This is a genomic window from Calothrix sp. NIES-3974 (assembly GCF_002368395.1).
Taxonomy (GTDB): Bacteria; Cyanobacteriota; Cyanobacteriia; order Cyanobacteriales; family Nostocaceae; genus NIES-3974.
Window position 1 is genome coordinate 125609 of the sequence record NZ_AP018254.1, and the last position, 16748, is coordinate 142356.

At 40.0% G+C, this 16748-nt stretch carries 7 protein-coding genes; 3 read left to right on the plus strand and 4 right to left on the minus strand.

Translation table 11 applies throughout. The annotated features are described in order from the left end of the window. The first annotated feature begins 284 nt into the window (after positions 1–284). Together CDC37_RS00520 and CDC37_RS00525 are read left to right on the plus strand one after the other, a co-directional pair. Positions 285–1829, plus strand: a complete 1545-nt coding sequence (locus CDC37_RS00520; protein ID WP_096619973.1) for a helicase C-terminal domain-containing protein — start codon at positions 285–287, stop codon at positions 1827–1829. Positions 1830–2376: 547 nt separating this feature from the next. Continuing rightward, complete coding sequence (locus CDC37_RS00525) at positions 2377–3450, plus strand: 3-oxoacyl-ACP synthase III family protein (protein ID WP_096619975.1); 1074 nt, start codon at positions 2377–2379, stop codon at positions 3448–3450. Positions 3451–3867: 417 nt separating this feature from the next. Here the strand turns inward: CDC37_RS00525 and CDC37_RS00530 are convergent, their stop codons facing one another. Together CDC37_RS00530 and CDC37_RS00535 are read right to left on the minus strand one after the other, a co-directional pair. Next, positions 3868–5628, minus strand: a complete 1761-nt coding sequence (locus CDC37_RS00530; RefSeq protein ID WP_096619977.1) for a thiamine pyrophosphate-dependent enzyme — start codon at positions 5626–5628, stop codon at positions 3868–3870. A 468-nt stretch (positions 5629–6096) separates the two neighbouring features. Further along, positions 6097–11562, minus strand: coding sequence for a trifunctional serine/threonine-protein kinase/ATP-binding protein/sensor histidine kinase (locus CDC37_RS00535; protein WP_096619979.1), 5466 nt, complete (start codon positions 11560–11562; stop codon positions 6097–6099). Between the two features lie 619 nt (positions 11563–12181). On the opposite strand from CDC37_RS00535, the gene CDC37_RS00540 reads away from it, so the two are divergent. Beyond that, the gene (locus CDC37_RS00540) at positions 12182–12676 is read left to right on the plus strand and encodes a hypothetical protein (protein ID WP_231943173.1); all 495 of its coding nucleotides are present in this window, start codon (positions 12182–12184) and stop codon (positions 12674–12676) included. Positions 12677–12879: 203 nt separating this feature from the next. On the opposite strand, the gene CDC37_RS00545 is transcribed toward CDC37_RS00540, so the two are convergent. Then, on the minus strand, positions 12880–15507 hold the full coding sequence (locus CDC37_RS00545) for a DNA polymerase III subunit alpha (RefSeq protein WP_096619981.1): 2628 nt from the start codon (positions 15505–15507) through the stop codon (positions 12880–12882). Between the two features lie 742 nt (positions 15508–16249). Continuing rightward, positions 16250–16702, minus strand: a complete 453-nt coding sequence (locus CDC37_RS00555; protein WP_096619985.1) for a nitrate reductase associated protein — start codon at positions 16700–16702, stop codon at positions 16250–16252. Between the last annotated feature and the right edge of the window lie 46 nt (positions 16703–16748).

Genomic DNA, 16748 nt, shown 5'->3' on the forward strand with positions numbered 1-16748 from the left:
TGACGGGTTGGGAATTGGTTGGGATTGAGTTGATTCTGATAATCCTGATCAAACCAGGTTTTTCCATCCAAAATCGAATTCAGGGTATGGGTTAGGATGAAATGGTTTGGGTAATTTTCCTCAAGAGAATAACACCCTGACAAACAAGCCTATACGTGGTTAATATAACAACTGCCACCTAGCAACCGACAACTGTCAACCCGAAAAGGACTTTGAAAACATCCAATTCAACCCTATGCCCAATCTTGACAAAACTAACTTTTTGATATCGGGATGAAACTTACGTGATAGAAGCAGAAGTTCACTTGTCATTACATAACTTCCTGCGATCGCAGTCCGGTTTTCCGGCTTGGCATCACCATTTGACGATGGCGCGGTTAGTTGCGCGTGCTTTACGGGTGGGACGTAGTGCGTTGATTCAAGTTGGTGCTTTATCTGGGTTCCAAGGTCGCTATCGGATGAGTTTTATTGCCTCGGCACTGATGTGGCCAGGTGCGGTGGTGGTGGTAGCTAGCGAAAGTGTCCAACAACGTTTACTCAAGGTGGAAATCAAGAGACTCCAACCCTGGTTACAGACCCAAAAGTCAATCCGCGTCGGAGATAGCTTTCCCCATCCCGATTTTTCTGGCTTGTTACTGGTTACTCCCCAAGTTTGGCTACAGTCCCAATTAACCAACGACGGTGCTTTCCCAGCCAATATCCCGACGATTATCGATGGTGTGGACGACCTGGAAGATTGGGTACGTCAAACCCTTACCCAAACCCTCACCCGCAGCGATTGGGATACCTTGATGTTGGCATCTCCCCACCACAGCGAAGCCATTCACACCGCTTACAATCAACTTTCCCACATCATCCTGCGCCACCCAACCAACCCCTATGGATGTTACCTACTAGCTGACGGGGAAATTGAAATTTTACAAAGATTATTTTCTCGCCTAGATATTCCCAGCCTACCCCAGACATGGCAGAATTTTAGCCAGCAATTTGCCATGCTTTCCCATGACAACCCCGAATCCCCCACTTTAGGCTGGACAACCGTAGATAAACCCCAGGGTAATTATGCCCTCCACTGTGCCCCAGGGGAGCTAGCAGCCATCCTCAGCCCAATTTGGCAGCGTCAACCCGTTGTCTTTATTGGTAGCGCCCTAGAGCCGGAAACTGAAGCCCCCCTATTTCGCGATCGCCTGGGACTAGGAGATGTCACCTGTTTAAAATTTGCCAGCGACAATCAAACCGAAGCCATCCAACTATACATTCCCTACCAACTACCCCTACCCAACACCCCTGAATTTCAACCCGCCCTCATCCACAAAATCCGCACATTAGTTTGTCTGAGTGCCACCAAGAGCGGACTAACCGTAATTTTGGTTACAGACACACCCCTCAAAGCCCAAATCGGCACCACCCTCGCAGCCGAATTCGGTTCCCGCGTCCAAGTCGAAAAAACCTGCCTCGACGACAACGGTATCCTCGTCACCGACTGGGAATATTGGCGCAAACATCAAAACGTACTCCCAGCCCCCCAACTACTAATTATTACCACCCTACCTCTCCCCTCCCTGGAACACCCCCTAGTCGCCGGACGCGTCCAAAACTACAAACGCCAACACCAGGACTGGTTTCGCCTATATCTACTACCCACCGCCCTCACAGAACTACAACGAGCGATCGCCCCAGTCAGAGAAAGTCAAGGCATCGTCGCCCTCTTAGACAGTCGAGTCGTCAACCGTAGCTATGGTGCCCAAATCCTCAACGCCCTCAGCCCCTCCGCCCGCATTAACTACCTCGACCCCAGCCTATTCACCAGCACCGAAGAACCCTCCTAGTATTTCGTATCATCAAGGCACGTAGTTGCGCTTCCCTAGCTCCCATGCTCCGCGTGGGAGCCAAAAGTGTGGGAGGCTCGTTTCCCTAGCTCCCATGCTCCGCGTGGGAGCCAAAGTGCGGGAGGCTCGTTTCCCTAGCTCCCATGCTCCGCGTGGGAGCCAAAGTGCGGGAGGCTCGTTTCCCTAGCTCCCATGCTCCGCGTGGGAGCCAAAGTGCGGGAGGCTCGTTTCTCTTGCTCCCATGCTCCGCGTGGGAGCCAAAGTGCGGGAGGCTCCGCCTCGAATCAGGCTCAAGGAGCAACACAATCCCCAAAATCCCGTACAACTACCAAAGTCGAAAGTAAACATTGTTAGTTAAACTACTGGAAAGGGTATTGTAAACTTCACACATAGTGTAAGAAAAAAGAAACTTTCCCATATACTGTTCAGAATTTTAAATCAGGGTTTTTCGATTTTTAAATCATAAAAAATACACCATACAGTTAGCATCTCCACCCCAATAATCCATCCCAAAAAACGGATTATCCCAAAACAAAGGAGATTAAAAATGCATATTCCCGTAGGTATTCGTTCACTCGCCATCAGCTTACCCAGCATTATTCGCACCAACGATTATTACAGAGAAAAATATCCAGATATAGTCGCCAAAGCAGAAGACAAAAACTTAGCCAAATTCATGTCCCTAGCTAATTCCACTCCCAGTAACGAATACGAATTAGCAATGGAACCCTACCTCAAAGACCCCTTTCGCGGCACAGTTAAACGACCTATTTTAGGACCCGGTGAATCAGCCTTAACATTGGAATATCGCGCCGCCAAAGATGCCCTAGCAGCAGGAAATTTTACAATTAATGATATCGATTTATTAATTGTTTCATCCTTCTTACCCGATCAACCAGGTTTTGGTAATGCCGCTTTTTTAGCCCGCGAATTAGGGATGCAATGTCCCGCATGGAACTTGGATGCTAGTTGTGCTAGTGGGCCAATGGCTTTACAAACGGCAACAGCTTTAATTCAATCAGGTACTTATCGCAATATTCTCGTAGTTATTTCTTGCACCTACTCTCGTCTGGTTGATGAAAACGATACTCTATCTTGGTTTTTCGGAGATGCAGCAGGAGCTTATGTAGTTGGTTCGCTTTCACATGGTCAAGGTCTTTTAGCTTCTAAAGCCATAAATACTAGTTTTACTTGTAATCAATTCAGCGTGAAAGATACAGTCAATGAAGAAGGTAAACATCGTTTGCGCTTTGTAGTTGCTAGAGACACCAATAAAATCATTGCTGAAAATGCACCTAATATGATTAAGACATGCTGTGAAGGCGCTGTTGCTGCTGCTGGTTTGAAATTAGATGATATTGACTTTTTCATCTCAACGACACCTACTGCATGGTTTGTTGATTTATGTACTCATCTTCTCCATATCGATCCAAAACGTACTATCAACCTTTACCCAGAATGTGCCAATATCGGAGGAGCGCTGACTCTATTTAATCTTTATCATGCAGCCAAAATGGGTAAAATTCGTGAGAATGATTTAGTTTTACTGTACGGATTTGGAGCTGCTAGTAGTTCAGTGGCAATAGTTATGCGTTGGGGTGATGTGAAAGTTGCAGATTAATTTCGTAGTGACTGTTTCTCCTTTATTAAGGATGATTCAAAGCATCGCCAAAATCTGACAACACGGTAAGAAAATTTGCATTATCGTATTTTTCCTTCTCTCAAGTGTCAGTTCCATAAGTCAATATGTAGCCTAAATTAATAATTCAGCAGTAAAAAAACCTGTCTAGACAGGTTTTTTATTTAGTAGTAATTATTAGTATATTAATATCTACTTTAGAGGATGATTGGAAAGCGTTAATTAATCCTTTATCAACCACTTATAAAAGACAGGAAAGAGGAGCAAACAGTATCTTTGTAAATTATCTACTACTCCCGATAGCCGTACAGACGCGACATGTCGCGTCTCTCTCTACACCCCAAAAACAATAAGCTAATTATTAAATAGGGACTTTGAAAACATCCTCTTAGGATAAGACTATGGATGTTGATTTGTTAGTTTACCTATGCTGTGCATTCGCTGACCAATCGGAGCTAATTCTTCCGGATTAATTTTTACATCTATTACAAATGGAACTTTTGATTTCATTGCCTTGAGTATTGCCCTCCTAATTTGAGATTCGTGATTTACACATATTCCGTCTGCACCCATACTAATTGCCAACATAGCAAAATCTGTTGGTGCTATGTCCGCCTTGATACTAGGACGACCTAACAATACAGCACCTTGATTACACATATTGTAACTAGCATCATTAAAAACAATCCAAACTGCTGGTATGTTATACTTTACTGCGGTGTTAACTTCATTGTTCATTAACATTGCCCCATCACCAACAAGAACTACGGACTTACTTCGACTTACTAGAGTGGCTCCCACAACTCCAGTGGTAGCATTTCCCATAGAACCGAAACCCGTACTTCCTCGCCAACGCTTTGGTCGATCAAATTTAAGATAATGAACTGCCCAAGATAAACAATTTCCTGCATCGGCAAAAATTGTTGCATTACTACCCTCCACGATCAACTCTTGAATTGCCTTCATCAATTCTATTGGTCTGACTAATCCTGTATAGTTTTCACGGCTTTCATATGAAGGCATAGAATTATAGAACTTGGGTAGAAACTTCACGGGAGAGTCTGCCGATAGCGGAGGTAATTTTTCCACTAACATGCTTGTAAAAGCCTTGATATCTGCAATAATGGGGATTGTTTCTGCCTGTGGATAAGCTGCTTTTGGAACCTCTTGATCTATATCTACATGAATAAATCCTTTGGGGGGTATCATCAAAGGATTCCAAAAAGAAGTAAATTCCCCTAAACGAGTTCCTAAAACGAGAATACGCTGAGGAGGATTAGATTTCATAAATTCCAGAACAGAATCATGTCCAGCAAATCCTGTAACGCCTAAATACAGAGGATGATTTTCAGGGAAAATTCCTTTTCCGCGAGGAGAACTCATAACAGCAGCACCTGTTCTTTCTGCTATCTGAAGTATTTCTTTTGCCGCATCACGAGCACCAAAACCAACCCATATCGCCAAGGATTCGGAAAAAAGAATTTTGCTTACTAGATCAATCGTTTTTCCATCAGGAATGATTTGTAGCAAACTGGGTATATCAGGATAAACATTATAGGCATGACTAGTTTGAACATCGCTGGGAATATTCAAGTGTGCAACAAACCCACCTGTTTTAGCAAATCCAACAGCAAGTTCTTGAGCAATTTTTGGTAGTTCATTTCCTGACTGAACTTGGTGCGCGTAATGAAATACACTGCCACTACTAAAAATTTCTTGAGGCATTGTATGAAAATTAGTTTCTTGAAATGCCCATTTTCCTTCATGGGTTTTTGGTGTACTAGGAGATATCAAAAGAATTTTAGCTCCTTCCCAACGTGCAGCCATTAATCCAGTTAGGGCATTGGTAATACCTGGTCCAGTAGTGGTAAAAACAGCAACAGGACAACCGTTGGCAAAATACGCTTCCATTGCGGCAAAAGCTGCTCCTGATTCATGACGAAAGTACAACACGTCGATTGGACTTTTTTCTAAAGCATCCCATATTGGTACAATTCCACCTCCTCCAATCCCAAATGCATGACGCACACCTAAGTCTTGGAGCATTTGTACAAGAGCTTCTGCAACGGTTGCTTGAGTTTGTACTTTCCCTACTGGTTGATCGATTTTATTAGCTATTTCGTTTTTTTGTTTAAGAGAACTTTTGGTAGTAATTAACATTTATTATGACTGTTTGAAACTTATACTTTTTATTTTGATGATTGAAAACAGAAGTTTATGCTTAAATATGTCATCACATCTTATTTTATTCAGGCACAAATCCTCTATATCCTAAATTAAATTTTATTCGCTCATTTAGAAAAATAATAATTTTAATTTTAAAAAAAAAAATTTTTTTCATGAACATTAGATGAATATTTTATCTATAATATATAGACTATTGCAGCAATTTTACTGAGATTGAACTGATAAACTATTCCAGATAATGAATCATGAGTAAATATTGTTATATAAATCGTAAAGAATCAACCTAAATTGAAAAGGACTAACACAAACAATAACAACAACTTAATATGAAGACCCATAGAAAAAAAAGAACTCCACTCCAATTCTCACTGACAGGGAGTGGATTAAGGGGTGGGCTAAAATAGAATATCTCTGAAGAGTAAATTCCAAACACCTATTCCATCATTCGATGGGAATTGAGATCACAAAGTTAGCACCTTCTCCCGGTGCAGAAATCACATCTATACTCCCACCATGTTTTTCGACAATAATTTGATAGGCAATTGCTAATCCTAATCCAGTTCCCTTTCCAACCGGTTTCGTTGTAAATAAGTGGTCAAATATTTTACTTCTAATTTCCTCCGTCATTCCCGGACCATTATCTTTGATACTAATGGTGACTATTTCTCTAAATTCATTCATCTTAGTTGTGATGGTAATACAATTGGGATTAGCCTCAATTTCCTGGAAACTAAGTCCTTGATTATGCTCATCAAGTGCATCGATGGCATTAGCAATGAGGTTCATAAATACTTGATTTAGCTGTCCAGGGAAACACTTAATTGTTGAAAAATCATCGTACTCTTTAATGACTTGAATTTCAGGACGATATTGATTCGCTTTGAGACGATGTTTGAGAATCATTAATGTACTGTTTAGCCCATCATGGATATTAAAGGGTATTTTCTTTTGAGTATCTGACCGCGAAAATGTACGTAAACTGATGCTAATATCGTAAATCCGATCAATGGCTTGTTGCATTGATTCCAAAACTTTTGGTAAATCTTCCTGAATATACTCAAAATCTACCGATGCAAGTTCTTGGGCAATTTCTGTAACTGGTTCTGGGTAATATGTTTGATAGAGATTAATCAGTTTTAATAAATCCTGGGTATATTCTTGGGCTGGTTGCATATTACCAGCAAGAAAACCAATGGGATTGTTAATTTCATGGCCAATTCCTGAGACTAAATTTCCCAAAGTAGACATTTTTTCACTTTGCACCAACTGGAGTTGGGCTTGTTTTAAATTCTCTAGGGATTCCTCTAGCTGCTTGGCGTTTGCTTCTAACTGTCGAGCATAATTTTGCGATTGTTCATATAGACGTGCATTTTCTAAAGAAATTGCGGCTTGAGAAGAGAGTAAATTGATAATTTGCATTCTCTCATCGGAGAAAACGCCAGTTGTTAAATTATTTTCTAAGTACAAAATGGCAATTAATTTACCTTGATTAAAAATAGGAGTGCAGAGCAAACTTTGTACCTGTTGACTTAATAAATAATTATCCGCAATGATGGAAATCTTTGATTTAGGTTTTTTTAGCTCTGTCGCAATGTTATTGACAATCAGTTTTTCCTGTGTGCGAAATATGTAATTAATTAAATTAACTGGAATATCCTGACTTTCTTCAATTGGTATTGACTGCAATATATTTGTAGGTTTGTGTATCGATGAACCAACGGCTTCAATCACCAATTTATCTTGATTTGGCATGATAATCGCTGCTTTTGATGCACCGGCATTTTCAATTAATACCTGGGTTAGTTTGGTAAGCAGTGTATCTAGATGAATTTCGCTACTAATGGCTTGGGAAGCTTTGATAAAACTAATGAGGTCGAGGGTTTCAACTACTTTTGTACTACTTTTGGCAGTGATAGAGTTTTTGGTTGCATTTAAGACAATTGTTTCGGTGGAGTTAATCTGGAAAACTTCTTTTGTTTGTACAGAAGTAATAAATTCTGGATACTTTTGTTCTAAATGATTGACCTTAGCTACTGCGCCCCATTTAGCATAACAGTAGTATGCATTGATTAGATAGGCTTGAGCAATAGTGGGTTTATTCCAACTTAGATAAAATTTCGCAGCTAATTCATTAGCTAGTGCTTCTTCATGAATATATTCATTTTCTTTGGCTAAATTAATAGCTTTTTCGTAATATTCTATGGCGGCTAATTTATCATCTAGGACTCGATGGAGTTCTGCTTCTACTAAATAGTATTTATGTAAGAAATTCATTGGTGCATGGGTTGCCCAATGGTGCATTTTTTGTTGGTTAGATTTTACTTTTTCTAATAATTCTTTTTGTTGAGAACAAGTTACCTGAGAATATACTAATAACCTCACAAGAGAATCATAAAAATAGAAGGTAGGTATGACTAAAGAGCCTGTGATACTAGATAAATACTTTTCAGTTTCTATGGAATATTCTAAAGCTGATATTGGATTACTAAATAAGTAGTTAAGAGTAAGTTTATTAAAATTTACTATTGCGATCGCCATCACGTAATTACTTTCTTTATGTAGTGGCAACATAATATTTTCATCATAACTCTCACCAATCAAAGAGCAGACATCTTGACTTTTATTTATTAAGTTGAGTATTGTTTGTCTCCAGATTCTGACTGAATAAGAGGCTGCTTGCTGATTAAGACGTTCAAGCTCATCACAATATCTGGACATGTTATACTCTAATTCATGTAGCTCCTTACCAATTAAATAAGAAGTATATGAGAAATTATTTAAGGCATAGGCTGTAAATTCTAAATCTCCCACTTCTAAAGCTGTTAGATAAACTTGCTGTAATGGGTTTAAAAAGTTGCGAGCATGATTTTTCCAAAGTCCAATAAAGCTGTTATACATTAACAAGCTTTTAACTTGTAATGGTTTATTAGGAAATTTTGACAATATTTTTAAGGATAGTTGACCGCATTCAAAGCCTGTCTCAATATCACCAATAACACTACATAAAAGAAGACCATAGGTGCAGTAGGCAAATGCTGATATACTCGTATTTCCATATTCCAGTGACAATTCAATCATTTTTGTGCTAAGTAAGGGCACAAATTCTGTGCGTCCGAGATAGGCAGCAGCAAACATACTTAGTAATATACGCATTGCTGCTAATATCTCTAAGTTATTTATTTCTGGTAAATTGATTAAGTCTGCTAATTTTCGATTTTTTAATTTTTCTGCTATATTCTGAAATGCTTGCTCAATATCATTATGAGATGGTGTTGTCGAAAATTCTATATTTAAAAGCTTGAGGATACCTAAGGCTATATCAAAAGCCTCCGTGAGCTTATTTCTGACAATATTTGCCTGGATTTGTATTTCGGATACTTTAATTTTTTCTAAAAGAGTTTTAGCAGAATTAGTCACTATTTCTGCCAACTGTTCCATTCTGACAAAATTTCCAGACAAATAAGCCGCTTCACATGCTTCTTCGTACAATTGGAGCGTGAAGTTATATTGTCTTGTCCAAGAATTGTGATTTAGTATTGATAATGCAATATTAAAATAACTCATCGCTGCTGCATATGCAGTTGCTATTTTTGCTTTTCTAGCGGCGATGAAGTTTAAATTGACAAGTTGATTAATATCTAATTCTTGAGTGATTAGTTCTCTACCATAATTTAAATGATTAACAATATCAAAAATTCGTTCTGTTTGCTTTTCCTGGGGAATATTTTCTAGGAGGAGTTGACCAATTTGTAGATGGGTTTGTTTTTTCTCTGATTCGGGAATCAGGGAATAGGCTGCTTGTTGCACTCGGTCGTGGAGGAATTTGTAATTGGGTGATTCTGTGGTCAGGTGTTGATGATTTGCTGTGAGAATATGATGATTTTCTTGTTGATATAGTTTATAAACTTCGTTGGTGGGTATGATTAGTCCTTCCCGCAATGCAACCCATAAATCTGTGGCGGTTTCTTCTGGAGATTTATGATTAACTATGGCGAGGGTGGTGAGGTCAAATTCATTGCCAATACAGGCGGCTAGTTTGAGAACTTGTTGGGTGGCTGATGGTAGTTTTTGTAATTTGTAGGCCATAAAGTCAACAACGTCGTCAACTAATATGGCTTGTTTGATTTGGGAAATTTCACATTGCCAACAACGATTTTCGATGTTGAATTGGATGATGCCTTCTTCGTGGAAGGATTTGAGCAGTTGATTGCTGAAGAAGGGGTTCCCTTGGGTTTTTTGATAAATGAGGTTGCTGAGGGGAGTGACCAGTTCTGGTGGAGAGTTGAGGGTTTCAGCGACTAGGTTGGTGATGTTTTCTGGGGAAAGGGGTGGGAGGGTAATTGTGTGGATGGGAATGGAATTTTTGGCGATTTCTTTGAGGGTCATCATCAAAGGATGGGCTGGAGATACTTCGTTATCTCGATATGCTCCAATTAATAGTAAATGTTGGATTTCTCCTTCGCTGAGGATAATTTCCATCAGTTTAAGGGATGCGGAGTCTGCCCATTGGAGGTCGTCAATAAATATGACTAGGGGATGGTCTTTGCTACTAAAAAGTTGAATAAATTTTTGGAATAGTAGGTTGAAGCGGTTTGTGGCTGCACTACCGGTTAATTCGTTGACGGGGGGTTGGGGTCCAAGGATTTTTTCCAGTTCGGGTATGACTTCAATAATAACTTGGGCTTGTTCTCCTAATGCTGCGAGGATTTTTGTTTTCCAGGTTTGTAGTTGGCTACTACTTTCGCTTAGTAGTTGTTCCATTAAGTGGCGAAATGCTTGGATGAATGCACTTAAGGGTACATTTCTCTGGAATTGGTCATATTTACCTTTGATAAAATAACCCCGTTGACGGACGATGGGTTTATGAACTTCGTTGACGACGGCTGTTTTCCCAATTCCGGAAAATCCTGCAACTAATACCATTTCTACGGTGTGATTTTGGTCTTCGGAGGGTTGGGAAATACGTGCAAAGGCTGATAGTAGGGTCTCTATTTCTGCTTCCCGTCCGTAGAGTTTTTCGGGAATATTAAACCGGTCGGGTATGTCTCGACTTGCAAGGGGAAATTCGGGAAATTCCCCGGTTTGTTGATAGGTTTTCCAAGCTGTTTCTAGGTCGTATCTTAATCCACTAGCACTTTGATAACGTTCCTCGGCGTTTTTCGCCATGAGTTTGGTGATAATCTGGGCGATAATTGGGGGAACCTGGGGGTTGAGGGTACAAATATCGGGTGCTGATTTGGCTAGGTGACAGTAGACTAACTCCAAGGGGTCAGTTGCTGGAAAGGGTAGTTGTCCGGTGAGGAGTTCAAAGAAGGTGACTCCGAGGGAGTAAAAATCGCTACGCCAATCAATGGCTCGGTTCATCCGTCCGGTTTGTTCGGGGGAAATATAGGCTAGGGTTCCCTCTAAAACGTTGGCTGATTGGAGGGTTTGGGTTTCTTTGGGTAGTAGGGAAGCGATACTAAAGTCGATGAGTTTGATTTGCTTGGTGTCGGGATTGATAAGGATATTGGCTGGTTTAATGTCTTTGTGGATGACTCCGTGACGATATAATTCCCCTAGAGCATCGGTGATTTGGAAGGCGATCGCTAAAAATTCTTCTATTTTTAGAGGTACATTGCCTGTATACTCTTTTAGGGATATACCGCCAAAGTCTTCCATCACTAAGGCATAACTATTTTGGTAATTCTCTAGGCTGTAGGTGGTAATAATTCCAGCAAATTCTAGGTTTTTGGCAATCGTATATTGGTTGCGAAATTGAACCAGTTCGCTAAATGATGGGTATTTGCTTTTTAATAGCTTGATAATAACTGGTTGCTGATCGACTTCCCTTGTCCCAGCAAAGACTAGAGTCCTATTACCTGCATAGATTTGTCTACCAATTTGATAGCCGGACAGACTTAACATTTTCAATACCCTGAGTAATTCATTCTTGGCTTATTATTCCCATTTTTGGAAACATTTATACAATTTTGGTTTTTGGTTTTTCGTGGATGTTGGTAATACTCTGTAGAATGACGGCAGTATTCAAGAATATTAAGATACAGTTGTGGAAGTGGTTTCGCACAAGCCTTGAAAATTTAAATAATGTACCACATTTAGCTGTAATCCTCTGTAATCCTGCGGATTTTTTAGTCAAATAAATCCTTTCTCCCCTGCTTCCTCTACTGACCTTCACCCGTCCGAACTGGGTTGACAAACCATTAGGGGGTTGCAAGAAGTACATTTGTTTGATTAAGCTCAAGGCTTTGTCCTGTAAGTCCCTCATGTAGGTTTGGACACAAATAAACAAGAAAAAAGTTCATATCTACTCCCTACTCCCTACTCCCTATCTACAAGCGAGGTTGATCAAATGTGCAAGTTAAGAAGTGTCCAATCAGTTTGAATGTGTGTTGCTAATTGTTAACTCTTGGTTGCATTTAGTTATTTAAGTAAATTTTTAGACTGATTAATTCATCTAATTTCTGCATCACTTCCACCTTCCCAGGAGTATATATCAGTGAAGGGATTCTCCAAATGAGGTAAGATGATGAAATTAATCAAAACCGCTTCCGTTGCCGTATTACTATTAGGAATGGGACTAACAACCGTAGAATCAGTACGCGCTCAATCAAGAGAGCAAATCACAACATCGAATTCCTACACAGTTGCTCAAGCAGTTACGAGAGCTAATTCTCCCCTATATGGTAGTTGGAAACTGACCTACAGTGTGAATGGAATTGTCTATGAAAGTGTGCTGATTATGAATGGTTATACAGGGGGTATGGGGACTACCTATTTTGATCCGAGACTGAGAAGAACCAGAGTTATTTCCCAGTTTATGGAACTACGTTCATCTTCCCAGGGTTTGATTTTAGTTGGTTCCAATCCTGTAGATTATCACACGAAAAGACCTGCTACCGATTACTCTCCCGATAACTTTTTGTTTTCCATTCGACCCAATGGTAGATTAGTCGCGATAACCTGCGATCGCGCTCGTCAGTGTTCGGATGTAAACGTGGAAAGAGTCAGAATTAATTAAATTCAGGATGTGTTTTTTCAGATGTATTTTGAGGAGTGAATTAGTCCCGATGGTGTTTGCAGGGGAAAAGGAAAGTTGTCGGATTTTCATGGGAATACTCACGTGAAATCACTAATCCTCTTCCCCTATCACCTGCAACCGTCAACTGTTGACTAACTCAAAAGGAAATATATCAGCTTGCAAAATATAAATCCAAAATCCCATCACTCAACAGCAATCTGCATCAAATCTAATCCACGATGAAATATGTCATCGATTGGTAACATTTCCCCCTCCAGCGTCATAAATTTGTGGTCTTTAGTTGCTCGAATTAGGGAACCATCTGCCAATTCGTACTCAAATATTTCTTGTATCCCCCGATGATGGTACTGAGCAACTGGTTGGGTATATATGCATCCATTCCCATCTACGGTAAACACACTACACTCAATCTGCTTTTCGACAATTTCACCGATTTTTAAAAACCCGTATTCTGCGGTGAGAATTCGTGTATCATAACTCAAACAATATTCAGCGAATTTGAGCATATCATCAAATAATTTTTCGGCAACCTGTTTTTTCACCCCATTTTTGGTGGAACCGTCAATAAATAAAGCTTGCTGTTTTTGCATTTCGGAAACTTTCTTTTTACCCATTGCTCGACGCAGCAAATCTGCACCACCCAAGGAATAACCAGCCATATCCTGAGCGATTTTCATAATTTGCTCCTGATACACCATAATTCCGTAGGTCTCATTTAAAATTGGTTCCAAAATCGTATGCTCATATTCAATTATTTCCCGTCCATGTTTACGATTAATAAACTTGGGAATTAGTCCTGCATCCAAAGGACCCGGACGATACAAAGCTAAAATCGACGAAATATCCTCAATATTAGAAGGCTTCAAATCACGGACAATTTGTCGCATCCCTGAAGATTCTAACTGAAACACTCCTTCTAATTCCCCGGATTCTAGTAACTCATAGGTCTTACGAACATCATGGGGTAACTTGGCTGTTTCTCCACCTTTGGCTAAAATTTTCTGAGCTTTGCGTTCCTGGGCTGTAATTTCATAGGGGTCAAGTTTATAACCATGATTTTGTTCAATTAAATCCAGGGTTTTTTGAATCATGGTCAAATTTTTTAACCCCAAAAAGTCCATTTTTAATAAACCGATGGAATCCAAATCTTCCATAAAATACTGGGTAATCACCGACCCATCATTATTACGTTGCAAGGGAACAATTTCATCCAAAGGTTCCGCCGAAATCACCACACCCGCAGCATGTACACCAAAGGTTTTATTTGTCCCCTCAATCCGAATTGCCATATCTATCCAATGGCGAACACGGGGGTCATTATCATATTTTTCCTTAAATTCTGCGGCTGGAGTATCTTCTGAAATCATTTTTTTCAAAGGTGTGGGTTTCCCCCGCGAAACCGGAATTAATTTGGCCATTTTATCCGCTTCACCGTAGGGAATATTTAACACCCTGGCCACATCTTTTAACACTGCTTTAGAAGTCATGCGGTTAAAAGTAATAATCTGAGCGACCCTTTCTGTACCATATTTTTGGGTAACATATTCGATTACTTTGTCCCGTTTTTCAATACAGAAATCCGTATCAATATCGGGCATTGATTTACGCTCTGGATTGAGAAATCGCTCAAATAGTAAACCGTGGTGAACCGGGTCAATATTAGTGATTCCCATTGCATAGGCGACCAAAGAACCAGCCGCCGAACCCCTCCCTGGACCGACAGGAATATTATTATCGCGAGCAAATTTAATGTAATCCCAAACTATCAAAAAATAGCCGGAAAAACCCATTTGCTGAATCATTTTTAATTCATATTCCATCCTTTCCCGGTATACTGGTTCTAACTCGTGGCGATTTTTGCAACGTAATTTTGTGATTAAACCTTGCCAAGCAACTTCTTCCACATAGGTATCAGTAGTATGACCAGGGGGAATAGGATAATGGGGAATTCTGGGTTCTCCTAAAATTTCATAGGGTTCTACTTTATCAGCAACTTCTACAGTTGTTAATAACGCTTCTTCTATCACATCATCCGGGAGATGGTCACGGAATAATAAACGCATTTCTTCAGCTGATTTTAAATATTCCGTCCCCGAATAGCGCATTCGTTTTTCTTCAGTAATTAATTTCCCGGTTTGAATGCAGAGTAAAGCATCATGAGCTTCCACATCGTAACAGGAAATAAAATGGGAATCATTAGTTGCGACAAACTTGATTCCTAACTCACGAGCAATTCTAATAATTTCCACATTGACGATTCGGTCTTGTTGGGAACCGTGGTCTTGAATTTCTAAATAAAAATCCTCACCAAATACATCTTTGTACCATTTTGCCACCTTCCTTGCTGCATCACGTCGATTGCTAAGGATAGCTTGGGGTATTTCTCCCCCTAAACAAGCACTGGTGACAATTAGACCTTCATGATACTGCTGTAATAAATCCTTATTAATACAAGGACGACCAAAAATACCCTTTCCCTGAAACCCTTGCAGATGGGAAATAGATGTTAACTTCACTAAATTTTTGTAACCTTGGGTATTTTTGGCTAAAACAACTTGGTGATATTTTGGACGACGTTCCTGTTTCGTAATATCACCGTTAATCACATACATTTCGTTACCGATAATCGGTTTAAAATTCTTATTGCGGCAGATTTTCAGTAGTTCCACTGCTCCATACATGACTCCGTGGTCTGTCAGTGCGATCGCTTTGATTCCTAATTCAATTGCTCGGTCAATCAATGCGGGTAACTGACTAGCACCATCAAGTAGACTGTAATCACTATGAATGTGCAATGGAACGAAAGACATAGGACGATTCCCACAACAACCTTGATGGTATCTTAGGGTAGCAGATTGGTGTAGTAGTCCACCACATTAATTTTGATAGGTCAACAAAGGTACGTAGTTGCGCTAGTCTACGACAATCCTGTGGGTATAGCGCCTTTATATTCAAGCTTTTTTGCGGCTAAAACCACCACTAAAAACCCCTCAGAACTTATGTGGTCGATTAAAGGAAGCAATCCTAAACATCCGATTTCTCGTCACGAGTGCGTAAGTCCTAATTATGATACCATTAGGGTTTTGATACATTTCCTTCCCCTGCTCCCCGTTAGGTATCAACTCCAATGTAAAACGGTATTACTCCCTTTCTGAGCCAGGTTTTCAGGAGTATGTAACTAATATTACTACTTAGCATCACATTCCTTATGTAAGCAACGCTCTAGTAAATCGACGCGATACACATAGGCAAAACGACGCGGATTAAAAATCGGCGGTTTATAACTGCAAAACAAAGGCTGGTTAAGATAAGACCAAATGGGGAATTTTATCTGAATTTTATCTGAAAGCATCTTCAAAAGAACCAAAATACTATAAAACAGGTGTTTTAGTATTCGGCGAATGATTATAAACACACCGCATACTTATATGTGAGTTAAATATTACACATAATTGTGACGGATGTCCTGGTGGTAATTGCTGATTATTGCCTATATCCAGTTATTTCCCCGTGGCAATTGGAAATGTGGGACGGCTGGAATTTTGTCCGAAGTTAATCAAGTTGAAATTCAGCGATCGCTCTGGGAAAGTTTTTGTTTTCGTGTCCGGAACGACTCAGCTTAATCAGAGCGAATCTTTGTAGGGGTGATAGGTTTTCCCATTGTTGGGGGGTAATACGCAAGTTTAACTCTGCGGCTTTAGTTTGGACTGGGGTGGGGATATTTTCCCTATCTAACCACTCCTGGGGGGTATTCTGGGGTAATTCTGATGCTGGTTTACCTGTTAGGGTCAAAACTAATTGTTGGACATGGGTTCGATAGGCGATGATTTCGCTGGTAGTATCACAAGGCATGGAAGCCAAAGTTAAGCGATCGCGGTGATCCATTTTTTGCCAATCTCCTAATTTTAATTTGATGCCACAGGTGTCTAATTTATACCTGACTATCATTGGTATGCACCGCAGGGAATCAACGAAATCAGCCTCAAATTGAAAGAAAGTAGCCATTATTGAGTCATGTAAACATTCTGAATTGAAAGTCAGTAGGGAGGGG

Bases quoted from the DNA above. Each gene is read 5' to 3' on its own strand.
- CDC37_RS00530 (WP_096619977.1), bottom strand. From the start codon at position 5,628: ATGTTAATTACTACCAAAAGTTCTCTTAAACAAAAAAACGAAATAGCT.
- CDC37_RS00540 (WP_231943173.1), top strand. From the start codon at position 12,182: ATGATGAAATTAATCAAAACCGCTTCCGTTGCCGTATTACTATTAGGA.
- CDC37_RS00555 (WP_096619985.1), bottom strand. From the start codon at position 16,702: ATGGCTACTTTCTTTCAATTTGAGGCTGATTTCGTTGATTCCCTGCGG.
- CDC37_RS00545 (WP_096619981.1), bottom strand. From the start codon at position 15,507: ATGTCTTTCGTTCCATTGCACATTCATAGTGATTACAGTCTACTTGAT.
- CDC37_RS00535 (WP_096619979.1), bottom strand. From the start codon at position 11,562: ATGTTAAGTCTGTCCGGCTATCAAATTGGTAGACAAATCTATGCAGGT.
- CDC37_RS00525 (WP_096619975.1), top strand. From the start codon at position 2,377: ATGCATATTCCCGTAGGTATTCGTTCACTCGCCATCAGCTTACCCAGC.